This is a genomic window from Frateuria sp., from assembly GCF_013362045.1.
Lineage (GTDB): Bacteria > Pseudomonadota > Gammaproteobacteria > Xanthomonadales > Rhodanobacteraceae > Frateuria_A.
In genome coordinates, this window is sequence record NZ_JABFWW010000047.1 from 1 (window position 1) to 22,417 (window position 22,417).

Annotated in this window: 19 protein-coding genes; 14 read left to right on the forward strand and 5 right to left on the reverse strand. The window is 68.6% G+C overall.

The genetic code is table 11. The features are described 5' to 3' along the window. The 3 genes from HOQ08_RS02335 to HOQ08_RS02345 all read left to right on the forward strand — a co-directional run. Nucleotides 1-1,197, forward strand: a 1,197-nt coding sequence (locus tag HOQ08_RS02335; RefSeq protein WP_291191038.1) for a PLP-dependent aminotransferase family protein, incomplete at its 5' end; no start/stop codon positions are given. Between the two features lie 135 nt (nucleotides 1,198-1,332). Then, on the forward strand, nucleotides 1,333-3,396 hold the full coding sequence (locus tag HOQ08_RS02340) for a prolyl oligopeptidase family serine peptidase (RefSeq protein WP_291191089.1): 2,064 nt from the start codon (nucleotides 1,333-1,335) through the stop codon (nucleotides 3,394-3,396). Nucleotides 3,397-3,436: 40 nt separating this feature from the next. Then, the gene (locus HOQ08_RS02345) at nucleotides 3,437-4,264 is read left to right on the forward strand and encodes a 2OG-Fe(II) oxygenase (protein WP_291191041.1); all 828 of its coding nucleotides are present in this window, start codon (nucleotides 3,437-3,439) and stop codon (nucleotides 4,262-4,264) included. A 245-nt stretch (nucleotides 4,265-4,509) separates the two neighbouring features. On the opposite strand, the gene HOQ08_RS02350 is transcribed toward HOQ08_RS02345, so the two are convergent. Beyond that, nucleotides 4,510-5,409, reverse strand: coding sequence for a haloalkane dehalogenase (locus tag HOQ08_RS02350; RefSeq protein WP_291191044.1), 900 nt, complete (start codon nucleotides 5,407-5,409; stop codon nucleotides 4,510-4,512). A gap of 801 nt (nucleotides 5,410-6,210) precedes the next feature. On the opposite strand from HOQ08_RS02350, the gene HOQ08_RS02355 reads away from it, so the two are divergent. The 4 genes from HOQ08_RS02355 (at nucleotide 6,211) to ppa (ending at nucleotide 12,643) form a co-directional block, all read left to right on the forward strand. Then, nucleotides 6,211-6,879, forward strand: coding sequence for a helix-turn-helix domain-containing protein (locus tag HOQ08_RS02355; protein WP_291191047.1), 669 nt, complete (start codon nucleotides 6,211-6,213; stop codon nucleotides 6,877-6,879). A gap of 165 nt (nucleotides 6,880-7,044) precedes the next feature. Then, nucleotides 7,045-10,155 carry a TonB-dependent receptor gene (locus HOQ08_RS02360; RefSeq protein ID WP_291191049.1) on the forward strand — a complete coding sequence of 1,037 codons (3,111 nt, stop codon included), beginning with the start codon at nucleotides 7,045-7,047 and terminating at the stop codon, nucleotides 10,153-10,155. A 160-nt stretch (nucleotides 10,156-10,315) separates the two neighbouring features. After that, nucleotides 10,316-11,758 carry a PLP-dependent aminotransferase family protein gene (locus tag HOQ08_RS02365; protein ID WP_291191051.1) on the forward strand — a complete coding sequence of 481 codons (1,443 nt, stop codon included), beginning with the start codon at nucleotides 10,316-10,318 and terminating at the stop codon, nucleotides 11,756-11,758. Nucleotides 11,759-12,106: 348 nt separating this feature from the next. After that, nucleotides 12,107-12,643: an inorganic diphosphatase gene (gene ppa, locus HOQ08_RS02370; RefSeq protein WP_291191054.1), complete on the forward strand. Its 537-nt coding sequence runs from the start codon at nucleotides 12,107-12,109 to the stop codon at nucleotides 12,641-12,643. Nucleotides 12,644-12,869: 226 nt separating this feature from the next. On the opposite strand, the gene HOQ08_RS02375 is transcribed toward ppa, so the two are convergent. Together HOQ08_RS02375 and HOQ08_RS02380 are read right to left on the reverse strand one after the other, a co-directional pair. Next, nucleotides 12,870-13,475 (reverse strand): ferritin-like domain-containing protein, encoded by a 606-nt coding sequence (locus tag HOQ08_RS02375; protein ID WP_291191057.1) that lies wholly within the window; start codon nucleotides 13,473-13,475, stop codon nucleotides 12,870-12,872. Nucleotides 13,476-13,545: 70 nt separating this feature from the next. After that, nucleotides 13,546-14,196 (reverse strand): TetR/AcrR family transcriptional regulator, encoded by a 651-nt coding sequence (locus HOQ08_RS02380; RefSeq protein ID WP_291191059.1) that lies wholly within the window; start codon nucleotides 14,194-14,196, stop codon nucleotides 13,546-13,548. A 92-nt stretch (nucleotides 14,197-14,288) separates the two neighbouring features. Here HOQ08_RS02380 and HOQ08_RS02385 point away from each other — a divergent pair, with 92 nt between their 5' ends. The 3 genes from HOQ08_RS02385 to HOQ08_RS02395 all read left to right on the forward strand — a co-directional run bounded on the left by HOQ08_RS02385 (nucleotide 14,289) and on the right by HOQ08_RS02395 (nucleotide 16,840). Then, entirely contained in the window at nucleotides 14,289-14,627 is a 339-nt protein-coding gene (locus tag HOQ08_RS02385; RefSeq protein WP_291191062.1) for a hypothetical protein, read from the forward strand. Nucleotides 14,628-14,811: 184 nt separating this feature from the next. Continuing rightward, entirely contained in the window at nucleotides 14,812-15,471 is a 660-nt protein-coding gene (locus HOQ08_RS02390) for a protein-L-isoaspartate O-methyltransferase (protein ID WP_291191065.1), read from the forward strand. Nucleotides 15,472-15,502: 31 nt separating this feature from the next. Further along, on the forward strand, nucleotides 15,503-16,840 hold the full coding sequence (locus HOQ08_RS02395) for a TolC family outer membrane protein (protein WP_291191068.1): 1,338 nt from the start codon (nucleotides 15,503-15,505) through the stop codon (nucleotides 16,838-16,840). Between the two features lie 109 nt (nucleotides 16,841-16,949). On the opposite strand, the gene waaA is transcribed toward HOQ08_RS02395, so the two are convergent. After that, on the reverse strand, nucleotides 16,950-18,212 hold the full coding sequence (gene waaA, locus HOQ08_RS02400) for a lipid IV(A) 3-deoxy-D-manno-octulosonic acid transferase (RefSeq protein ID WP_291191070.1): 1,263 nt from the start codon (nucleotides 18,210-18,212) through the stop codon (nucleotides 16,950-16,952). Nucleotides 18,213-18,316: 104 nt separating this feature from the next. Between waaA and lpxL the strand changes: the two genes are divergently transcribed. Then, nucleotides 18,317-19,246, forward strand: a complete 930-nt coding sequence (gene lpxL / locus HOQ08_RS02405; protein ID WP_291191073.1) for an LpxL/LpxP family Kdo(2)-lipid IV(A) lauroyl/palmitoleoyl acyltransferase — start codon at nucleotides 18,317-18,319, stop codon at nucleotides 19,244-19,246. Between the two features lie 9 nt (nucleotides 19,247-19,255). On the opposite strand, the gene HOQ08_RS02410 is transcribed toward lpxL, so the two are convergent. After that, the gene (locus HOQ08_RS02410; protein WP_291191076.1) at nucleotides 19,256-19,528 is read right to left on the reverse strand and encodes a helix-turn-helix domain-containing protein; all 273 of its coding nucleotides are present in this window, start codon (nucleotides 19,526-19,528) and stop codon (nucleotides 19,256-19,258) included. Between the two features lie 179 nt (nucleotides 19,529-19,707). Between HOQ08_RS02410 and HOQ08_RS02415 the strand changes: the two genes are divergently transcribed. From HOQ08_RS02415 to HOQ08_RS02425, 3 genes are all read left to right on the forward strand, one after another. Further along, nucleotides 19,708-20,184 carry a cytochrome P460 family protein gene (locus tag HOQ08_RS02415; protein ID WP_291191079.1) on the forward strand — a complete coding sequence of 159 codons (477 nt, stop codon included), beginning with the start codon at nucleotides 19,708-19,710 and terminating at the stop codon, nucleotides 20,182-20,184. Nucleotides 20,185-20,788: 604 nt separating this feature from the next. Beyond that, the gene (locus tag HOQ08_RS02420; RefSeq protein WP_291191083.1) at nucleotides 20,789-21,535 is read left to right on the forward strand and encodes a polysaccharide deacetylase family protein; all 747 of its coding nucleotides are present in this window, start codon (nucleotides 20,789-20,791) and stop codon (nucleotides 21,533-21,535) included. Then, on the forward strand, nucleotides 21,532-22,417 hold an 886-nt coding region (locus tag HOQ08_RS02425; protein WP_291191086.1), incomplete at its 3' end, for a glycosyltransferase. The genes HOQ08_RS02420 and HOQ08_RS02425, both read left to right, overlap by 4 nt.

Below are 22,417 nucleotides of genomic sequence, written 5' to 3' on the forward strand. Positions count from 1 at the left end.
CTGCCGCTGCCCCCTCCCTACCCCAGCCCGGCGCCGGGCGCGCTTGCCATTTGCAACGCGATGCCGGACGCCCGCCTGTTTCCCGCGCAGGCGTTGGCGCGCGCGTTCCGGCGTGCGCTCGGCCAGCGCCTGCGTTCCGCGCTGGACGCTTCCGATGCCTGCGGCCACCCGCGCCTGCGCGCCGAACTGGCGGCCATGCTCGCTCGCACGCGCAGCTTGCCGGTGACGCCGGACAACCTGATGGTGACGCGCAGCATCGAACAGGCGATCGACCTGGTCGCGCGCACGCTGCTGCAGCCCGGCGACGTCGTCGTGGTCGAGGCGCTTGGCTATCCGCCAGCGTGGCGGGTGCTGGAACTGGCCGGCGCGCGGCTGCTGCCACTGCCGCTGGACCATGAAGGGCTCGATGTCGACGCGCTGGAGGGGCTGCTGCGGCAACAGCGCGTACGCGCCGTTTTCCTCACCCCCCACCACCAGTTCCCGACCAGCGTCGTCATGTCCGCGGCACGGCGGGCGCGGCTCGGCAGCCTGGCGGTGGCGCACGGCTTCGCCATCATCGAGGACGACTACGACCACGAGTTCCACTACGCCGGCAAACCGGTGCTGCCGATCGCGGCCGGTCCGCACCGCGCCAACGTGGTGTACGTCGGCTCGCTGTCGAACCTGCTGGCGCCGGGCATCGGCACCGGCTTCGTCACGGCGCCACCGGGCGTGTTCCCGCGCCTGGCCAGCCTGCGCGCGGCCAGCGACACGCGCGGCGATGCCGCCATGGAATGCGCGATCGCGGAGCTCTTCGAGGACGGCGAACTGCTGCGCCACATGCGCCGCGTGCGGCGCACCTACGCCTCGCGTCGCGACGCCCTGGCGGACGCCCTGCGCTCCCGGCTGGGCAGCGCCCTGGACTTCCGCCTGCCCGAGGGCGGCATGGGCCTGTGGGCGAAGGCGGACCCTGCGATCGACCTCGGTGCCTGGTGCGCAGCCGGCGCACACCAGGGCGTGCAGCTCTTCGACGCCAGCCGGTACGACTTTCGCCGCCAGCTTCAGCCTTGCCTGCGCCTGGGCTTCAGCTACCTGGACGAGCGCGAGCTGGCCGAAGCGGTGCGCCGCATGGCGCGCGCGCTGGCTTCGCTGTGCGCCGCCACGCCAAGGCGACGGCGGCCGCCAGCCGCCGTGCGCGACGCCCTCGCGGCCTCCTGACTTCCGCCACAGGAACCCGCACGCCCGGGCCGGCAGACTCGACCGGCGCACCGGGCGCCCAATCGGGGACACGAACCCATGTCATCGAACGCATCCCGCTGGCTGCTGCTGGCGCTGGGCCTCACACTAGGCGGCATGACCCAGGCACAGCCCACCGCACCGGCCGCCGTGCCGCAAGCCCAGGACGATCCCTATCTCTGGCTGGAAGACATCGACGGCGCCCACGCCATGGCGTGGGTGAAGCGGCAGGATGCCGGCACCGTCCAGCGCTACGCGCAATCGCCAGAGTTCCGGCAGCTCGATGGGCGCCTGCTCGAGGTGCTCGATTCCGACGCGCGCATCCCGTTCGTCGAGAAGCTTGGCGAGCACTACTACAACTTCTGGCGCGACAAGGCGCACCCCAAGGGCCTGTGGCGACGCACCACGCTGGCCGAATACCGCAAGCCGCAGCCGGCCTGGGAAACCGTGCTCGACCTGGACGCGCTGGCCGCCGCCGAGCACGAGAACTGGGTCTGGCACGGCGCGCAATGCCTCAAGCCCACGTATCGCCGCTGCCTGGTGTCGCTCTCGCGCGGCGGCGCCGATGCCGACGTGGTGCGCGAGTTCGACCTGGCCGACAAGGCTTTCGTCGAAGGCGGCTTCATGCTGCCCGAGGCCAAGAGCCAGGTGGCCTGGATCGACCAGGACCATATCTTCGTGGGCACCGACTTCGGCCCCGGTTCGATGACCGAATCGAGCTACCCGCGCATCGCCAAGCGCTGGGCGCGCGGCACGCCGCTCGCCGCGGCGCAGACCATCTACGAAGGCAAGCCCGGCGACCTGGCCATCAGCGCCTATCGCGACCTCACCCCCGGCTACGAGCGCAGCTTCGTGCAGCGTGCGCTGGCCTTCTACGACAGCGAGAGCTACCTGCTCGGCAAGGACGGCAAGCTCACCCGCATCGACGTGCCGACCGACGCCGAGACCAGCGTCGAACGCGAATGGCTGCTGATCGAGCCGCGCAGCGACTGGTCCGTCGGCGGCCGCACCTACAAGGCAGGCTCGCTGCTGGCGACGAACTTCGATGGCTACATGGCCGGCAGGCGCGACATCACGGTGCTGTTCGAGCCGACCGACACCTCCGCGCTGGACGGCTACTCGTGGACCCGCCACCACCTGATCCTCAACGTGATGGACGACGTGGTGAACAAGCTCGAAGTGCTCACGCCGCAACCGGGGGCGTGGAAGCGCGAACCGTTGGCCGGCGCGCCGGAGCTCTCGGCGGTCGACGCCGGCGGCATCGACGCCGACGCGGGCGACGACTACTTCCTCACCGTCACCGGCTTCCTGCAGCCGACCACGCTGTACTACGGCACGCTGGGGCAAGGCGACGCCGAGGCGATCAAGCACAGCCCGGGCTTCTTCGACGCCTCGAAGTACCAGGTCACCCAGCACTTCGTGCGCTCGAAGGACGGCACCCGCGTGCCGTATTTCCAGATCGCGCCGAAGAGCCTGAGGCTCGATGGCGCCAACCCCACCCTGCAGTATGGCTACGGCGGCTTCGAGGTCTCGCTGCAGCCGAGCTATAGCGGCAGCATCGGCCGCGCCTGGCTGGAGCATGGCGGCGTCTACGTCATCGCCAACATCCGCGGCGGCGGCGAGTACGGCCCGCGCTGGCACCAGGCCGCGCTCAAGGCCAACCGCCTGCGTGCCTACGAGGATTTCGCCGCGATCTCCGAAGACCTGATCGCGCGCAAGGTCACCTCGCCCCGGCACCTGGCCGCGATGGGCGGCAGCAACGGCGGCCTGCTGATGGGCAACATGCTCACGCTCTATCCGCAGCTCTACGGCGCGATCGTCAGCCAGGTGGCGCTGCTGGACATGAAGCGCTACACGCACCTGTCCGCCGGCGCGTCATGGATGGCCGAGTACGGCGACCCGGACAAGCCGGCCGATTGGGCGTGGATCAAGACCTTCTCGCCCTACCAGAACGCGCAGCCGGGCAGGCACTACCCGCCGGTGCTGTTCACCACCTCCACCCGCGACGACCGCGTCGGCCCGGCACACGCGCGCAAGATGGCCGCGAAGATGCAGGCCATGGGCTACGCCGCCGACTTCTACGAGAACATCGAGGGCGGCCATGGCGGCGCGGCGGACAACAAGCAGTCGGCCTTCATGCACGCGCTCGAATACACCTGGCTGTGGGAGCACGTAAAATGAACACCCCGGCGGCCTGGCCGCCCCGGCACGCACGCTTCGCATGAGAACTTCCGGCAGCATCAACCCGCAGTTGCGCGAATGGATCCTCGCCACCGCACGTGCGGGCCACGGCGTGCCGGAAGTGCTCGGGATGCTCAAGGAGGCCGGCTACGCACCGGCGCAATGCCGCAGCGCCGTGGCCGAAGTGCTGAAGATTCCGCTGAGCTCGATCAACGCCACCGTGCAGAGCGGCCGTCGCACGCAGCCGCCGGCTGCGCCGCGCACGCTGGTCGACGGCCACGAGGTGCGCGTGAGCGCCAGCCTCGAGGCGCCCATCGTGCGGGTGCTCGAGGGCCTGCTCGATGCGGGCGAATGCGCCGCATTGATCGAGGCCGCCCGCCCGCGGCTGGATCGCGCGCTCACCGTGGCCGAGGACGGCAAGCACCAGGTCGACGAGCGGCGCACCAGCCGCGGCATGTTCTTCAAGCTCGGCGAGATCCCGCTGGTGGCGCGGCTGGAGCGGCGCCTGGCCGATCTGCTCGGCTTGCCGGTCGAACACGGCGAAGGCCTGCAGGTGCTCAACTACCAGTCCGGCCAGGAGTACGAGCCGCACTACGACTGGTTCGATCCGACCCAGCCCGGCTACGCGGCGGTGACCGCCCGGGGCGGCCAGCGCATCGCCAGCGTGGTGATGTACCTCAACACGCCCGAGGAAGGCGGCGGCACCGCCTTCCCCAACGTGGGACTGACGGTGACGGCGCTGGCCGGTTCGGCCGTCTATTTCGCCTACGAGGGCGGCGACACCAGCTCGCTGCACGCCGGCTTGCCGGTTGTCCGCGGCGAAAAGTGGATCGCCACCAAGTGGCTGCGCGAACGGCCGCTGCGCTGAAGCAGGCGCCGCCGGGACCGAAGCACCAGCGTCGCCAGGCATACGGCCCAGGCAACGATCCAACGTGAGCCACGAGGCACTATCGCCACCAGGCCCCTTGGCACGCGCGATAGCTTCCTTGCCATCCGGTTCGACACGAAACACGCTCACGTCCGGCCATCATTCCAAGAGGCTCTTTCAGGGGCTGCAGCTGCGCCGGCGCGCCGCTTGTGACTATCCGGGCGCGCGGCATTCGTTCTCGAGGTTCATGCCGGCCTCGATTCCCTGCACCTCGCTTCGGCCCGTTGGATCAACCTCACTACGCCCTCGGCGATGGCTTGCGGGTGATCCTCCTGCAGGTAGTGCGCACCGTCCGCCAGCTCGATGAGTTCGCAGTTCCTCAAGGCCTCAACGAAGGGCCGCGCAAACGCCGGGGAGACAAGCGCACCCGGGTTGCCGACGAAGAGCGTCTTGGGATACGTCGAATCCCTTAGCGCTTCATGCGCTCCGGCAAGTGTTTCGTGCACTTCCCGCGGACTTCCGGCGACCGGAAGCTCGTTGGGAAACCGGAGCGTCGGAATCCTCGATTTCTCGTCCGGAAACGGTGCGCGGTATACCTCCATTTCTTCATCGCTGAGCTTGCGACGAACCGAGCCGGGCAGGATCTTTTCGACGAAGAGGTTCTCGTGCAGCACCAGGTGCTCGCCGATACCCGGCGTCCTGAGTTTCATGAAGAGCTCTCGCGCCTGCTGCAGTTGATGGAACTCGTCCCAGGACTTCATCGGACGGATGAATTCCATGAACGCCATCCCGCGGACAAACGAGGGCCGGCGCGCTGCCAGTTCGAAAGCCAATGCCGTGCCCCAGTCCTGCGCCACGACATAAGCCTCGTCAATCCCGAGCTCCCTCAGGAAGCGATCCAGGTAGGCGACATGGTCCGCGAAGCTGTACTGGATGGCCGGCTTCCCCGATTGGCCGAACCCGATCAGGTCCGGCGCGACGCAATGAGCCACGTCCGACACGGCGGGCATGATGTTGCGCCAGATGTAGGACGACGTTGGATTGCCATGAAGGAACAGCGCAGTCGGCTTGCTCCGGTCGCCCATCGACCGATAGGCCATGTGGGACCCGCAGACGGCAATCCTGGGAAGTTTCAGATCAATCATGTGCGACCCCGTTGAGTGGCATGGTTGCGAAGGAATCTCGCTGAAACTTGCTCGATGACTCGATCGGACCCCTGGCGAACCGATTGCCTGCACGCGGCATTCCGACGATCACGAACCGGCTCGCTCGCCTGACGATGCGGACGTTTCAGGCGCATCGGTCTCCTGAGCCAACCAGACGAGGAACCGGTGCGGGCCGGACGCCCGCTGGCCACTGACGCTCGAGCCACCGTAAGCAATCCTTAATTGGAACCGCGGCGCAACGACCAAAAAGTTCGAAAACTGCCGCGCGGCCCGCTCTTTAAAAAAAGCCAATTCACGTCCCTGCACGCTGGCGGATCGCACACCGGCACCCGATCAAGACCGGGCTTGTTACCTGAGCTTTGGCTGCGACCCTATGCCGGGGCAAGGCGGAACTTCCGCAGCCCGGCCTCTTGAGGAATCGCCGTCAAACGATCGACCTTGTCGGTGGCGAAAACCACATGCGGCAATGCTTGCCCTGCATCGACAACCCAGTCCGTGCCGCATGACTGGCGATCCCTCTGCGCCTGGGCATGGTCGGGCGACCGAGCAAAAAGGCGTCGATTGGCCTCAAGCGATCCGCGCAAATTGGTTATGTACCGCACCGCCCGGGCCGCGCGATCTTTGCCGCCGGACGCCTATAACGAAAAGTTGATGGGCAGCCCTGCAACCCGTTAACGCGGGCGTCCGGTTCGTATGGGTCCCCACTCCCGCACGAACCTTTTCAGGCCTTCAACCGGAGTGATCCCTGTGCCCGTTTCGGCATCCCTGCCCGATGACGCTTTGGCGGTCGCGGCGAAAGGATCTGCGGACCGCAACACTGCATTCACGCAGTCCTCCGCGCCCGTTGCCATCAACCGCGCGGGCCTGGCGGGCAAGATCGGCTCCCCGTCCGCCTCGGCTGCACGGCCCTTGCCGGCGCCGATCGGGGCGCAGGATTTTTCCGTCCGCATCCGCCTGCTGATCAACCGTGTGGGAAGCGCAAATGCGCTCGCACAATGCTGCGGCGTCTCCGAGGGCACCGTGCGCAACTGGCGCGATGGCCACAGCGACATGTCGCGCGAGCGTTGCGTCGCCCTCGCGCAGGCCCTGGACATCTCGTTGCTCTGGCTGGTCACGGGCGAGGGGGCGATGAAAGCGGAGTTTCCCGCCGCCAACGCCACGGCCGCACGCGCCTCATCGCCCGCCCATTCCGGCGGGATCGAAGCAAACCCGCAACGGCGCGCGTCAGCGATCGATTCGCGCCAGCTCGCCGCCGCCCTGCGCCTGCTGCAGTCGTACATCGGCCTGGCCGGCGGCTCGCTGGATTCGCCGCAGCGCGCCGACGTGCTCGCCGAACTCTACGAGCTGCTGGGACGCGCCAGCGAGTCCGGACATGCCGAACGCCTGATCGCCTTCCACGCCACGCTCGGCAATCTCCTGCGCGGCAATCGCCGTGCGCTGATCTCGTGATCGGGCGCATGCCATGACCACGGGCGGCATTCGGAGGGATGGCTGTTCGCGCATGCGGTACCGCCGACGAAGACCGAGAGCGCATCACCAACGACATTGGCATCACAGGCGGTCCGGATCCGCTGGCGCGGGTCCGATTCCACACTTCACTGAGAGGGGAGTTGCATGAACAGCAGCAAGCATGTTGCACGCCATCGTCGCCACGGCCCGGCGCTTTCAGCCTTGAGCCTGGCCGTGGCCGCCACGCTGGGGTTGTACGGCGCCGGCGCCGCCAACACGGCCCACGCGCAGGCCACGACCGGCAGCATCTTCGGCTCGGCGCCCGCGGCGGCAGGCGAGACCGTGATGGCCAGGAGCAGTTCGGGCGTCATCCGCGAGGTGGCGGTGGGCGCGGACGGCCGCTACACCATCAAGTCGCTGCCGGTAGGCACGTATACCGTGATGCTGCGCAGCGGTGGGCAGACGATTTCCACGCGCGACAACGTTGCGGTGAGCGTCGCCACCGGAGTCGAGGCGTCCTTCACGGGCGCGGCGAGCACGGCCAGCACCGCCAATGCACAGACCCTGGGCGCCGTGCAGGTGGTCGCCAGTGCGCTGCCGGCGATCGACGTGTCCAGCGTCAATTCCAGCACCATCATCACCGCCGCCGACCTGCAGAGACTGCCGGTGGCGCGCGATGCCGAATCCATCGCGCTGCTGGCACCGGGCACCGTCTCGGGCAGCAGCTTCTTCATGGGCCCGGGCAACCACACCCTCGTGTCGTTCGGCGGCTCCTCGGTCACCGAGAACGCCTACTACGTCAACGGCTACAACACCGGCGAGCCCTACAAGAACCTCGGCGGCTTCCAGCTGCCCTACGGCGCGATCGACCAGCAGGAAACGCTGACCGGCGGCTACAGCGCCAAGTACGGCCGCTCCGACGGCGGCGTGATCAACCAGCTCGGCAAGCGCGGCACCAACGAGTGGCATTTCGGCGGCCAGGTGGTCTGGGAGCCGCGCTTCCTCGAGGGCAGTCCGGTCAACAACTACTACGGCCATCCGGCGGTTCCCGCGCCGATCGGCCCGGTCACGTATCAGCTGGAAAACCCGACCAAGCCGGGCACGCTGAACCAGTACCGCGCCGACAACAAGCAGTGGCAGACGGTCTACTCGGCCTATGTCGGCGGCCCGCTGGTCAAGGACAAGCTGTTCCTGTTCCTTGCGGCGGAGACCACCAAGACGCATTCCACCAACGTGGAATTCGCGGCCAACCAGCTCGTCCAGTACAACCGGGACAAGGACACCAAGTTCTACGGCAAGCTGGACTGGAACATCACCGACAGCAACATCCTCGAGCTGACGGCGCTGAAGAACAATTCGAGCCTCGGCGCCGGTTCGAGCTATGCGTTCGACACCGATACGCTGAAGTCGGGTCCCTTCGTCACCCGCAACGACGTGACCCGCGACAACGCCCAGTTCTACGTGGGCCACTTCACCAGCTACATCACCGACAACGCCACGCTGAGCATCCTGTACGGCAAGGCCCGTTTCCAGGATCCGGTGGTCTACGGCAACACCAGCCCGCTGCCCTTCATTTCCCGTGCGGACAACCAGGACCCCGCCCTGCTGCCGCCGGGCACGGGGTCCAACGGCATCGTCAACAGCCAGACCAACATCAGCTGGACCTCGCCCAAGGCCACCAACGGCACCCACGGCCTGCGCGTGGACTTCGACTACAAGCTGGGCGACCACGACCTGTCGGCCGGCATCGACAACATGAGCTACGAAGCCCACAACCAGGGGCCGGACCAGCAGAACCCGTTCAATCCGTCGATCAACTACTACTGGCGCTACTACCCCGGCGACATCGTGCGCAAGCGCGAGATCGGCTGGGCCACCAGCATGAGGATGACGCAGAAGGCGTACTACCTGCAGGACGCGTGGCAGGTCACGCCGAACGTGCTGCTGAACGTGGGCGTGCGCAACGATCACTTCACCAACTACAACGACGTCGGCAAGGCGTTCGTCGACGAGAAGAACCAGTGGGAGCCGCGCATCGGCGTGAGCTGGGACGTGTTCGGCGACTCCTCGTTCAAGGTCTACGGCAACGCGGGCCGCTACTACCTCGCGCTGCCGGACAACGCGGCCGAGCGCGCCGCGAACCGTTCGACCTTCATCGTCACCAAGTACACCTACACCGGCATCGACCCGGCCACCGGCATTCCGACCGGCCTGACGCAGGTCGGCGTGCCCACTTCGCCGGACGGCGAGTACGGCCTGCCCAAGGATCCCCAGCAGGTCACCGCACGCAACCTCAAGCCCGAATACGTGGACGAGTTCATCGCGGGCTTCGACAAGAAGCTCGGCGACAACTGGGTCTACGGCGCCAAGGCGATATGGCGCGACCTGAAGACCGCCATCGACGACGAATGCTCGCCGGTGCAGATCGGCGCAAAGATGACCAGCATGGGGTTGAACCCGAACGACTACTCGGATTCGCTCTATGGCGCGTCCTATTGCCGCCTGATCAACCCGGGCCTGACCAACACGATGCTGGTCACCAGGAACGATGGCACCGGCAGCGTCCTGGTGCCGATGACCCAGCAGGACTGGGGCTACATCCAGGGCGTGAAGCGCAAGATCGGTTCGCTGAACCTGTACCTGGAGCACTCGTTCGACGGCAAGTGGTTCGGCCGCGTCGACTACACCTTCAGCCGCGGCTTCGGCAACACCGAGGGCCAGGTGCGCTCCGACTTCGGCCAGGCCGACGTCTCCAAGACCGAGGACTGGGATTCCTGGCAGCTCATGGATGGCCAGAACGGCGAGCTGAGCAACATCCGCAAGCATCAGCTGCGCTTCCGCGGCGCCTACCAGGTCACTCCGGAGTGGCTGGTGTCCGCCACCCTGCTGGCCCAGTCGGGCTATCCGAAAGAATGCCTGGGCTACTACGGCCCGGACGGCGTCGGCGATCCGACCGGCTACAACAACGGCGGCGGCGGCAACTACCACTGGTGCCACGGGGTACGCATTCCGCCGGGATCGATCGGCCACACGCCGTGGACCGAGCAGCTCAACCTCGGCGTGCATTACACGCCGGCGTTCGCCGACCACAAGCTGGGCCTCAACCTCGATGTGCTCAATGCGCTCAACCAGCAGAAGGCCATCCAGACCCAGCCGGTCGGCGAGAGCGCCTACGACAGCGCCACCAACGTCATCTCCATCAACAACAGCTACGGCCAGGGAATCTTCTGGGAGCCGCCGCGCACCGTACGGCTGTCGGTGACCTACGATTACTGAGCCCGGGTCGGGGGACGCCGCGTACCCAAGTCGCCGGCCGGCGGGTCGGCGACTTGTTTCAAGCCGCCTGCCGCCGGTGACGCCCGCGCTACCATCGGCCGCAGCCCGCGCCGGGCCGAGGCCCGGCGTCCCGCTTGCGACCGACCCCGAGCGCCATGACATGTTTCTCGATCTCGACGGCAACGGCCCCCACTACGCGCAACTGACCCGCGCGCTGAAGGGCGCGATCCTCGATGGCCGCATGGCCGCCGGCGTGCGCCTGCCGCCCACCCGCGAACTGGCACACCAGCTTGAACTCTCGCGCACCACCGTGCTGGCCGCCTATGAACAGTTGCGCGCCGAAGGTTTCATCAACGGGCGCGTGGGCTCGGGCAGCTATGTGGCGCGCCTGCAGATCTCGCCCACGCTGCGCGGCGCCGACAGCTCGCCTGTCCCGCCCGCCTCGCGCTACGCCGGGCGCGCGCGGCATCTGCCACACCGCGGGATCGGCGGCATGCATCGCGGCCTGCGCTACAACCTGATTTACGGCGACCCGGTGACCAATCCGGCCCTGAATGCCGCGTGGGGACGCGAACTGGCGCGCGCGGCCGCCTATTCCTCGCTCGGGGTCGCCGGCTCGTGGGGTCTGCTGGCGCTGCGCCAGCAGATCTGCGACTACCTCGCGCGGCGGCGCGGCCTGCTGGCGCAACCGGAGAACGTGCTGATCGTCTCCGGCACCCAGCAGGCCTATGCGCTGTGCGCGCGCGTGTTGCTCGATGAAGGCGACACGGTGGTGCTGGAGGAGCCGCACTACTTCGGCGGGTACCACGCCCTCCTCGCCCATGGCGCCACGCTCCACGCGGTGAGGACCGACGACGACGGCCTGGTTTGCGCCGAGCTGCCGGAAGCCGCGCCGAAGCTGATCAGCGTGACCCCTTCGCACCAGTTTCCCACCGGAGCAGTGATGTCGCTGCCGCGCCGGCTGGAACTGCTGCGCTATGCCGCGCAGAAGCGCTGCTGGATCATCGAGGACGACTACGACGGCGAGTTCCGCTACGACGGCCACCCGCTGGCCGCACTGCGGTCGCTCGACGAGGGCGACCGCGTGATCTACGCGGGGACCTTCTCCAAGAGCCTGTTCGGTGCGCTGCGCCTGGGCTACGTGGTGCTGCCCGCGGCGCTGCGCGACGACTTCAACGCCGCCAAGTACCTGAGCGACATGTCCTCGCCCGGCATCGAGCAGGCCGCGCTGGCGCACTTCATGGAAAGCGGCGGCTTCGAACGGCACCTGCGCCACGCCCGCAAGGAGCTGCAGGCCCGCCGCGAAGCACTGATCGCGGGCCTGCACCGCCATGCGGGCGAGCGCGTGCAGATCGTGCATTCGCCGGCCGGCATGCATGTCGTGGCCTGGCTCGACGGCTACGACCAGGCCCGCGCCGACGCGTTGGTCGCGCACGCGCACGAGCGCGGGCTCGGCCTGCATCCGATGGCGCCGCACTACCTTTCGCCGCCGCCGCGGCCAGGCCTGCTGCTGGGCTATTGCGGCCTGTCGGTCGCCGAATTGCGCGAGGCGATGCAGTTGTTCGGCGAGTGCCTGGATGCGGTTCCGCCCAGCGGCGGCTGAACCACCCCCGCCCCCGCATTGGCCTGGCCGCGTGCGGGGGAATTGGTCATGCCATGCGGGGGGCCCGATCGCTAGGCTTGCGCCCGACGCTTCGCTACTCCCCATGCCGGCGTCCCTGGGTTCGCCTGTCGGTTCCCCAAGCTGCAGGCGAACCTTTTTCTCGTATCCCTTGGACGGCAGGACCCCGTCGGAGCAACGAGAGGCGGCTTTCCCGGGGACATCGGTACCCTGTTCCCGACCGATGCTGCCCTACGCACGCTAAACAGCGGCCCCGCGTTTCGCTGCAATGCAACAGCGTTTGCCGTATCCTTGCGCGCCTCGTTTTTTCCATTCCCCGCAAGGATTCCCATGGGTCTGCATCACGTCCCCGCCGGCCGCAGCGTGCCGGACGAAATCAACGTCGTCATCGAAATCCCCAAGGACGCCGAGCCGGTCAAGTACGAGGTGGAGAAGGAAAGCGGCGCGATCTTCGTCGACCGCATCCTGTCGACCCCGATGCGCTACCCGTGCAACTACGGCTACGTACCCGGCACGCTGGGCGGCGACGGCGATCCGCTGGACGCGCTGGTGATCCTGCCGCTGCCGCTGATCCCGGGCTCGGTGATCCGCTGCCACCCGGTCGGCATGCTGCGCATGACCGACGAGGCCGGCAGCGACGAGAAGCTGGTGGTGATCCCGGCGCCCAAGATCTTCCCGGGCTACGCGCACATCAGCGACATCAAGGGCGTTTCGCCGCACTGGCTCGAGCGCATCGGCCACTTCTTCGAGCACTACAAGGATCTGGAGAAGGGCAAGTGGGTGAAGGTCGAGGGCTGGGTCGGCGCCAGCGAGGCCAAGGCCGAAATCCTGGCGGGCGTGGATCGCTACAAGGCCGCAACGAAGTAGGCCGCGGAATGCAGGCGCGCGGCAACGGTGGCGCGCCTTTTCATGCGCGCCGGACGCGCGCTGTTGCAGGATCAGTGCGCCCGGGGGCAAGGGCACCGGCGTGCCGAATCGGGTAAGTCGATGCGCTCGCGGGTTGGCGATGACCACGACGTGAGGCCGGCTGCGGTGCGTGCCCGCAAGCATCGCGCGGTACCGCGGCGCGGCCCTCCGCTCCCTTGAAAGCGGCTCAGTGCGCGCGACCGGCGCGCGACCCGGCCTGCGGCTTCATCTGCGCCGGGCGCGCCGGCTCGCCCTTCTTGCCGAGCTGTTCGAGCAGGGTGGCCATGTCCTCGGCATGTTCCTCCTCCTGCGCCAGCACTTCCTCCATGACGCGGCGGGTGGTCGGGTCGTCCGCACCGATGTATTCGACGATGGCGCGGTAGGTGTCGATGGCGATGCGTTCGGCCACCAGGTCCTCCTTGATCATGTCGACCAGGTCCACGCCCTCGGCGTAGTCGGCGTGCGCGCGGCTGAGCAGGCCGTCGGGATTGAAGTTGGGCTTGCCATCCAGCTGCGTGATGCGCTCGGCGATGCGGTCGGCGTGCTCCTGCTCCTGCTGCGCGTGCTCGAGGAATTCGCCCTTGACCGCCTGCGAATTGATCCCCGAGGCCATGTAGTAGTGGTACTTGTAGCGCAGCACGCAGACGATCTCGGTGGCCAGCGCCTCGTTGAGCAGCTTGATCACGGTCTCGCGGTCGGCGTTGTAGCCGGCCGTGATCGCGCCCTGGTCGATATGCTCGCGGGCGCGGGCGCGGATGGCCTCGATGTCGGTCTGGAAAGGCTTGCTTGCCATGACGGCCCCTCGGTGGCGGGAATCCACGGCAGGCTAGGCGGGGAGCTGCGAAACCCCGGTGAAGCGGGCTTCAGCGCGGCAGGTAGGCGCGCAGGAACATCTTCACGCCGGCGCGGGCGGTCGCCTCGATCTCGGCTGCGTAGCTCTCGGGGCATTCGCAGCAGCCGAACATCTGCCGCATCATCAGGTTGCCCTTGATCAGCGCGAGGAACTGCACGCTGGCGCGCGGCACGTCCTCGATCTGCAGCTTGCCGGCGTCAACCGCTTGCTGCAGCAGGCGTTCCATCAGGCCATGCGTGCGCGTGGCGCCCTCTTCCCACATCAGCCGGCCGTAGCGGGGGTTGCCCTGGCGGCAGTCGGAAAGGATCGCGCGGAAGGTGCCCACGGTCTCGGCGTTGCAATCGAGCCGGGCGTGGGTGAGCGCCACCCGCATCAGGGTGGCGGCGATGTCTTCGCGCGGCTCGAAGTGGTAGGTCTCCTCCGGCAGCAGGTCCTGCACGCGCGCCCGGATCACCTCGCGGAACAGGTTGTCCTTGTCGCCGAAGTGGCTGTAGACGGTGAGCTTGGAGACACCGGCCTCAGCCGCCACCGCGTCCATGCTGGTGCCGGCGAAGGCGTTGCGGATGAACAGTCCCTTGGCCGCCTCCAGGATGGCCGCACGCTTCTCCATGTCCTTGGGGCGACCGGGACCGGAAGTCTTGGCGTGGGCGGGACAATTCATGGCGATACCTTGAGCGGAACGGCTTCACAAGAAAAAGGAAGGACTTTATTATACGGATCGGTTTACTTATTTCCAGTTCCATCGGAAACCCCATGTCCCAGACCATTCCGCAGCTGTCCTTGAGTCCAGTGTACCGCCATGCCCAGCGGATGCTGGGCGCGTGGCTGGAACAGGGCCACGCCACGGCGCGCCTGCATGCGGTGCGCGTGCGAGCGGCGCTGGCGCCGCTCGATCCGGTGGAGCGCCATCGCTTCGCGCGCTGGCTGGCCTGGCTGTGCGTGGCCGCGGAGCACCGCCGGTCCGACCTGCACGGGCGCATCCGCAGGCTTGACGCGACGCTGCATCGCTCGGTCGAGGCGGCGCTGGCGCTGCTGCCCGCGACGGCACGACCCGGCGCGCCCTCCGCGCAACCGCGGACCCGCAGTGCCTAGCGACCCTGCGCGTGGCGCCATGTTGTCCGCGGACACCGCGCCGTCCATGACTTCCGTCAATCCCGCGCGGTGACTTCCGGCACTTCGGGCACCGGCGTGGAGGCCGCAGGCTAAACGCACTGTCGCGGCGGCCTCCGAACGCTTATCCTTTTGATCTTTTTTGATTCTTGCGGACCTTTAGACCATGGCGATGAATTTCGAACAGGCACGGCAGAACATGGTCGAGAACCAGGTACGCCCCTGGGACGTGCTCGACGCGCGCGTGCTCGACGCGCTGGCGCAGGTGCGCCGCGAGGATTTCGTGGCGCCGGAGCACCGCCGGCTGGCGTTTGCCGACGCGTGCCTGCCGATCGGCCATGGCCAGGTCATGATGAAGCCGGTGATCGAGGGTCGCGTGCTGCAGGCGCTGAACCTGCAGCCGGCCGACCGCGTGCTCGAGATCGGCACCGGCTCGGGTTTCCTCACCGCCTGCATGGCCAGCCTGTGCGCGCACGTGACCAGCGTCGACATGCATGCCGAATTCACCGCTGCGGCACAGTCGCGGCTGGCGGCCGCCGGCATCACCAACGCCAGCCTGCTCACCGCCGACGCTGTCCACGGCTGGCAGCCGCAGGAGCCGTTCGACGCCATCGTCGTCACCGGCGCGGTGTGGCAGGTCCCGCAACGCTTCCTCGGCTGGCTCAAGCCCGGTGGGCGGCTGCTGGCGGTGCGCGGCCAGTCGCCGGCGCAGCAGGCGGTGCTGCTGACCCAGCTGGGCGCTGGCGGCTACCGTGAGGACTACCTGTTCGAAACCGACCTGCCGTACCTGGCGGGCGCCGAGCCGCCGCGCCGTTTCGTTTTCTGACATCCCCAGTCGATTGCATGAGGCAACCCCGATGCGCTTGAAGCTTCTGACCCTGGCCCTGGCCCTGTCGGCAGTCACCCTGCCCGGCCATGGCGAGGACCTGATGGACGCCTACCGCCAAGCGCGCGCCAACGACCCGGTGCTGTCGCAGGCCGAGGCGCAGCGCCTGGCCGTCGGCGAAGGCGTCGTGCAGAGCCGCGCCACGCTGCTGCCGCAGCTGTCCGGGCGCGCCACGCTCAGCCAGTCCAGCGGCAGCAGCGCCAGCACGACGCAGGGCGGCGCACCGGTCAACGCCGGGCACCTGCGCTCGCGCGACGAGTCGCTGGAGCTGAGCCAGACCGTACTCGACCTCAGCAAGATCGCCGACCTGCACGCGGCCGAATCGCAGGCCGAATCACAGGACGCGCAATACAACGCCGCCCTGCAGCAACTGTTCGTGCGCGTGACCCAGGCCTATTTCGGCGTGCTCACCAGCCAGGACGAACTGACCTACGCCAAGGCCAACGAGGATGCGTTCAAGCAGTCCTACGACCAGGCCGAGCAGCGCTTCAACGTGGGCCTGTCGGCGGTGACCGACGTCTATCAGGCCAAGTCGTATTTCGAGCTGGCCAAGGCACAGACGGTCGCGGCGCAAAACGCGCTCAACGACGCGCGCGAGGCGCTGGCGCAGATCACCGGCAAGCCGGTGGGCGAGCTGAAGAAGCTGCGCGACGACCTGCCGATGGTTGCGCCCACGCCGGCCGATCCGAACGCCTGGGTGCAGGAAGCGCTCAAGAGCAACCCGGCCGTGATCGCCCAGCAGTACAACGTGGAGGCGGCCTCGCACAGCGTGAACTCCGCGCGCGCCGGCCACCTGCCCACGATCAACGCCTCGGTCAGCCGCGGCACCTCCTCCAGCTGGCTGCAGAACGCGCCCGGCGCCTTCGCCGACCGCAACGGCCGCTACGGCACCACCGTGGGACTGACGCTGACGGTGCCGATCTTCTCCGGCTTCGCCACGCAGTCGCGCGTGCGCCAGTCGATCTACCAGCGCGACGCGGCCGAGGATTCGCTGGAGGCGCAGCGCCGCCAGGTCACCCGCGACACGCTCAACTACTACCGCTCGGTGATCGCCGGCATCAGCCAGGTGCAGGCGAACAAGGCCTCGGTCGACTCCGGCCAGAAGGCGCTGGAAGCCACCCGCGCCGGCTTCGACGTGGGCACGCAGACCATGCTCAACGTGCTCAACGCGATCCAGACGCTGACCCAGGCCGAAAGCGGTTATTCGCAGTCGCGCCATGCGCTGATCCTGGATCAGCTGCAGCTCAAGCAGGCCGCCGGCACGATCGGCGTGAAGGACATCGAGTCGGTCAACGCGCTGCTGCAGTAGGCGCGCACCCGCATCGGCGCCTTTCCCCTGCGGGGGAAGGCGCCCGCAAGGCAGACGGGAACGCCGTGGGCGCCAGCTCCACCTCCCTTGGAGCGCGCCGCGCGGGCGGCTACTCCGCCAGCACCCTGTCCACCAGTTCCATCACTCGCCCCACCGCGCCGCGCTCGCTGTCGAACACGCGCCGCGCATCGCGTCCCATGCGTTCGCGCAGGCGCCCGTCGCGCAGCAGCTCCAGCACGTCCAGCCCCAATTGCTCGGCATGCGGCACCCGGCGCGCACCGCCTTCGCGGATCAGCGTCAGGGTGATCTCTTCGAAATTGAAGGTGTGCGGACCCACCAGCACCGGCCGCGCCAGCGCCGCCGGCTCCAGCACGTTGTGGCCGCCGATCGGCACCAGGCTGCCGCCCACGAAGGCAAGGTCCGCGGCCGCGTAGAAGGGCATCAGTTCGCCCATCGCGTCGATCACGAATACCTGCTGCGCGCCGGGCACGCGGTCGGTGCTGCGCGTGGCGACGGTAAAGCCAAGGCTGCGCGCGGAATGCTCGACGAGCTTGAAGCGCTCCGGGTGCCGCGGCGCGATCAGCAGCAGCGCGTCGGGCAGCCGCCGCAGCACGTCCAGATGCGCCTCCAGCACCGCCAGCTCCTCGCCTTCATGCGTACTGGCGGCCATCCACACGGGACGGCGCGGGCCCCACTGCATGCGCAGCCCGGCACCGGCCTGCACCGCGCCGTCGGGCACCGGCATGTCGAACTTGAGATTGCCGCTGATCACCATCTGCGAGGGCTCGGCCCCCAGCAGCCGGTAGCGCGCCGCGTCGGTGCGCGATTGCGCGGCGATCTGGCGCACGCTGCGCAACGCGGTGCGCACCAGCGACCGCAGCGGCCGATAGCCGCGCATGGAGCGTTCGGACAGCCGCGCGTTGACGATCATCAGCGGGATGCCGCGCCGCCGACAGGCGAAATAGAGGTTGGGCCAGATTTCCGTTTCGACGATCAGCGCCAGACGTGGCCGCACCCGCTTGAGGAAGCGGTGCACCGCGAACGGAAGATCGTAGGGCAGGTAGACGTGGAAGACGCTGCCGCCAAAAAGCTGGTGCACGCGCGCCGATCCGGTCGGAGTCACCGTGGTGACCACCAGCGGCGCATCCGGGTAGTCGCGCCTGAGTGCCTTGACCAGCGGTTCGGCGGCGTTGACCTCGCCCACGGACACCGCGTGCACCCACAGGCTGCCGCTGAAGCCGGGCCGCTGGAACAGCCCGAAGCGCTCGGGCCAGCGCTGGTGGTAGTTGCCATAGCGCACGCCACGGACCAGCAGGCGCAGCACGATCAGCGGCGTCGCCAGATACATCACGAAGGTGTAGAGGTAGCGCAACGGAAGGCCAACCGGAAGAAATGGCCACGATTATAGGCTGCGCGCCCCATTCCCTTTCCTCATCCGGGCAACGGCTTCGGCCACATGCCCGTACAATCGTCCGGATGCCCGGCTCGCCCCGCCCCTCCTTCGATCCCTCCCTGCTCGCTCCGCGCCACTGGCCTGCCTGGCTCGGCGCCGGCGTGATCTGGCTGATCGCGCGCCTGCCCTACCCGCTGCTGCTCGCGCTGGGCAGGGCACTGGGCATGCTGATCCGCCACGTGCCCTCGCGCCGCCGGCACGTCGCGCGGGCCAACATCGCGCTGTGCTTTCCCGAACTGGACACCCGGGCACAGGCTGCGCTGGTCGCTGCGCACCTGACCGACATCGGCCTGATGCTGGTGGAGTTCGCGCTGGGGTGGATGGGCCCGGACCGCGCCATCGCCCGCATCCCCGTGCAGTTGGAGGGACTTGAGCACCTCGAGGCGGCCCGCGCGCGGGGCCAGGGCGTGCTGCTGGTGGGCGGCCATTTCTCGCACCTGGAATTGTGCGCACGGCTGATCTCGCGGCGCATCCCGATCGCAGGCATGTACCGGCGCATGGACTCGCCGGTATTCGAATGGGCCGTGTTGCGCGCGCGGCTGCATTACGCAGCGGCGATGTTCGAAAAGGACGACATCCGCGGCACGGTGAAATACCTGCGCGGCGGCGGCACGCTCTGGTATGCGCCCGACCAGGACATGCGCAGCAAGGACAGCGTGTTCGTGCCGTTCTTCGGCATCCCGGCCGCGACCATCACCGCCACGCACCACCTGGCCCGCATGGGCAACGCCCAGGTGATCCCCTTCTTCCATCGCCGCCTGCCACAAGGCGGCTACGCGATGCGCCTGGGCGAGCCGCTGGAGATGGACGGCGATGCGGTGGCCAACACCGCCCGCGTCAACGCCGGCATCGAGCAGATGGTGCGCGCCGCGCCGGAGCAATACCTGTGGGTGCACAAGCGCTTCAAGACCCGCCCGCCGGGCGAACCGGACCCATATGCGCGCGGCCGCTGAGCGGCCGGCTCAGCTCTCGCCGTCCAGTTCGCGCTGCAGCGCGTCCACGCCATCCACCAGCACGGCGAAACGCTCGCCGAAAGGCGTGAGCCGGTATTCCACGCGCGGCGGAAGCTCGGCGTAGGCGTGGCGCGAGAGCACGCCGTAGCGGACGAACTTGCGCAACCGTTCGTTGAGCACCTTCTTGCTCAGCCCGGGCACCGCATGCTCCATCGCTCCCGGCCGGCAGACGCCGCCGCGCACCAGCGCCAGCACGGTGAGCGACCATTTGCAGCCGAGCACGCTCTCCAGCATGTGCGCGGCCGCCGGACGCCGCGGGGCGGAAATTTTTTTCGCAGCAGCCACAGGGTTCGTCACCGAAAAGTGCCCGGGAAACCGTTCCGTACCCGCTCGGCGAAGGCCGCGGGCTTCGCTAGCTTAGCGCCGTCCGCGGCCCTCGCCGCGTCGGAGGGGAACGACCCATGCGACCGCTTGCGCTCACCTGCACGCTGCTGCTGTCCGGCGCGGCGATCGCCGCCGGCACCGGCGGCATCGCCTATCCGGACGGCTACCGCCACTGGACCCACGTCAAGACCATGCTGATCGAGCCGGGCCATCCGCTGTACGGCAGCTTCGGCGGCATCCACCACCTGTACGCCAACGACAAGGCGCTCGAGGGCTATCGCAGCGGGCGCTTTCCCGACGGCGCGCGGATCGTGTTCGACCTGCTCGACGCCGACAGTACGGACCACGCAGTCACCGAGGGCGCGCGCAAGTTCACCGCGGTGATGGTGAAGGACGCCAAACACCATCCCGACACGGGCGGCTGGGGCTTCGAAGCGTTCAAGGGCGACAGCCACGACCAGCGCGCCGTGGGCACCGATGGGGCCAAGGCCTGCTTCGCCTGCCACGCCAGCCAGAAGGCGCACGGCTACGTGTTCAGCAACTACCGCCCGTGAGCGATCCGCTCAACGGGCACCGGTGCGGCCACGCGCGCGCCTCGTGCAACTTGGCACGTCTGGGAAAGGCGTAGAGGGCGTGCACGCTCAGCGATGAAACCCGCCCGGCGGCGCGGCGCACCGACAGCGCAGGGACACGGCGCGAGCAGGCCATCCTGCGCCGCCGGGCCACGCGCGCCTGCGTGCCGCCTCGGCTGCCTGCGTCGAGGAGCCTTGGCCGGCCTCGTCCGGCAAGGGGATCTCCCTTCTTCGCCGCCGCCGACTAGAAGGTTGGCTGCGCCTGCCCGCATCGCGTCGCCGAAGAAGGGCGGCCACTGCCGGCAAAGCGCGTGGCACCGCCGGCAGCGGGCAAATGGCGTACGCGGGGCGCGCCTGTGGATGCACGAGCACTTCCAGGCCCGTCCGCCCGGCCAGGCCGAAGTCCACCGACCGGCCGAAAGCTGGCCGACAGGGACCTCCGCTAAAACGCGCCCTGTCCCACCGTCGCGGGCGCCGGCCATCGTCCATCGTCGGCGTACGGCGCCGGAATACCCAACGCCCAAGCTGCCGTGCCGACCAGCGCCGCCCTCCGCCGGGTGGCGGTACACGCTCCCGGAGTTAAGGAATGACCGCTGCCCCGATGCGGCCCGCGACGGCGGTGCCGATCCTGATGTACCACAACATCGCGCGCGCTCCCCGCAAGCTGCCGCGGCTGCGCAGCCTGTACGTGAGTCCGGGTGCGTTCGCCCGCCAGATGTGGCTGCTGCGCCGGCTCGGCTACACCGGCCTGTCGATGGCCGCGGCGATGCCCTACCTGCGCGGCGAGCGGCAGGGCCGCGTGGCGGTGGTCACCCTGGACGACGGGTATGCCGACAACCTCGAGGCGGCGTTGCCGGTCCTGGCGCGCCACGGCTTCAGTGCGACCTGCTACGTGGTCAGCGGCCATATCGGCCAGTACAACGCCTGGGATGCCGAACGCCTGGGCGTGCGCAAGCCGATGATGAGCGTCGCCCAGCTGCGCCAGTGGCAGCAGGGCGGCATGGAAGTCGGCGCGCACACCCGCAGCCATCCGCGCCTGACCCGCTGCACCGACACGCAGCTGCGCGAGGAGACCGGCGGCAGCAAGCGCGAGCTGGAAGACCTGCTGGGACAGCCGGTCACGCAATTCTGCTACCCCTGGGGCGACGCCGACGACCGCGTCGCCAACGCCGCGCAGGAGGCAGGCTACGACGCCGCCACCACCACCCATCGCGGCCGCGCCCTTCCCGGCATGGACCTGTGGCAACTGCCGCGCATCCAGGTCGCGCGCCACCACGTGCTGGCGCAGTTCGCCATGAAAACCCTGTCCGGCTACGAGGACCGGCGCGCATGAAGCTGTTGTTCGTCGGCACCAACCCCGAAGCCACCGGTGCGGCCACGCATTTCGTGGCGCTGGCCCAGGCGATGGTCGAAGCCGGGCATCGGGTCGATGCACTGGTCTACCCGGACGGCCCGGTCGCGCAAGGCCTGACCGGCTCGGGCGTGCGCCTGTACCCGACGCACTTCCGCAATGCCTTCGACCTGCGCGGCTATGCCGCCGTGCTGGCCGCCGTGCGGCGGCAGCGGCCGGACTGGCTGGTCGGCAACTTCGGCAAGGAGTACTGGCCGCTGGTGGTGGTCGGCCGTGCGCTGGGCATCCCGGTCGCGCTGTTCCGCCATCGCACGCCGCCGATGAAGCGGTTCTCCGGCTACCTGCTGCCGCGCCTGGCGCAGCGCTTCTACGCCGTCTCGCGACATGCGCGGCAGGCCTACCTGGACCAGGGCATTCCCGGGCACCTGGTGCGGGTGCTGCACAACCCGGTCAACCTGGCCGCATGCCGCCCGGATCCCGAGCGCCGCCGGGCGATCCTGCGCTCGCTCGCCATTCCCGAGGACGCCATCGTGCTGGGCTACTTCGGCCGCATGCACGGCGGCAAGGGCATCTTCACCTTGATGGAGGCGGCCGGCGAGGCGATGGCGCGGGAGCCGCGCCTGCACTGCCTGTGGCTGGGCGACGGTCCGGAGGCGGTGGCGCTGCGCGCCCAAGCGGCGACGCAGGCGCTGGGCCACCGGCACCACTTCGCCGGCTGGCACCACGACGTGCATCCGTTCTACAGCGCGATCTCGATGCTGGCGTTTCCATCGATCGCCACGGAGACCTTCGGGCGCGTGTCGGTCGAGGCCCAGGCCGCCGGCGTGCCGGTGCTGGGCAGCGACATCGGCGGCGTGCCGGAGA

Coding starts and splice junctions, on each gene's coding strand:
- HOQ08_RS02385 (WP_291191062.1), top strand. CDS start 14,289: ATGTCCCAGACCATTCCGCAGCTGTCCTTGAGTCCAGTGTACCGCCAT.
- HOQ08_RS02380 (WP_291191059.1), bottom strand. CDS start 14,196: ATGAATTGTCCCGCCCACGCCAAGACTTCCGGTCCCGGTCGCCCCAAG.
- HOQ08_RS02350 (WP_291191044.1), bottom strand. CDS start 5,409: ATGATTGATCTGAAACTTCCCAGGATTGCCGTCTGCGGGTCCCACATG.
- HOQ08_RS02340 (WP_291191089.1), top strand. CDS start 1,333: ATGACCCAGGCACAGCCCACCGCACCGGCCGCCGTGCCGCAAGCCCAG.
- HOQ08_RS02365 (WP_291191051.1), top strand. CDS start 10,316: ATGTTTCTCGATCTCGACGGCAACGGCCCCCACTACGCGCAACTGACC.
- HOQ08_RS02390 (WP_291191065.1), top strand. CDS start 14,812: ATGGCGATGAATTTCGAACAGGCACGGCAGAACATGGTCGAGAACCAG.
- ppa (WP_291191054.1), top strand. CDS start 12,107: ATGGGTCTGCATCACGTCCCCGCCGGCCGCAGCGTGCCGGACGAAATC.
- HOQ08_RS02395 (WP_291191068.1), top strand. CDS start 15,503: ATGCGCTTGAAGCTTCTGACCCTGGCCCTGGCCCTGTCGGCAGTCACC.
- HOQ08_RS02345 (WP_291191041.1), top strand. CDS start 3,437: ATGAGAACTTCCGGCAGCATCAACCCGCAGTTGCGCGAATGGATCCTC.
- HOQ08_RS02415 (WP_291191079.1), top strand. CDS start 19,708: ATGCGACCGCTTGCGCTCACCTGCACGCTGCTGCTGTCCGGCGCGGCG.
- HOQ08_RS02360 (WP_291191049.1), top strand. CDS start 7,045: ATGAACAGCAGCAAGCATGTTGCACGCCATCGTCGCCACGGCCCGGCG.
- HOQ08_RS02375 (WP_291191057.1), bottom strand. CDS start 13,475: ATGGCAAGCAAGCCTTTCCAGACCGACATCGAGGCCATCCGCGCCCGC.
- lpxL (WP_291191073.1), top strand. CDS start 18,317: ATGCCCGGCTCGCCCCGCCCCTCCTTCGATCCCTCCCTGCTCGCTCCG.
- HOQ08_RS02420 (WP_291191083.1), top strand. CDS start 20,789: ATGACCGCTGCCCCGATGCGGCCCGCGACGGCGGTGCCGATCCTGATG.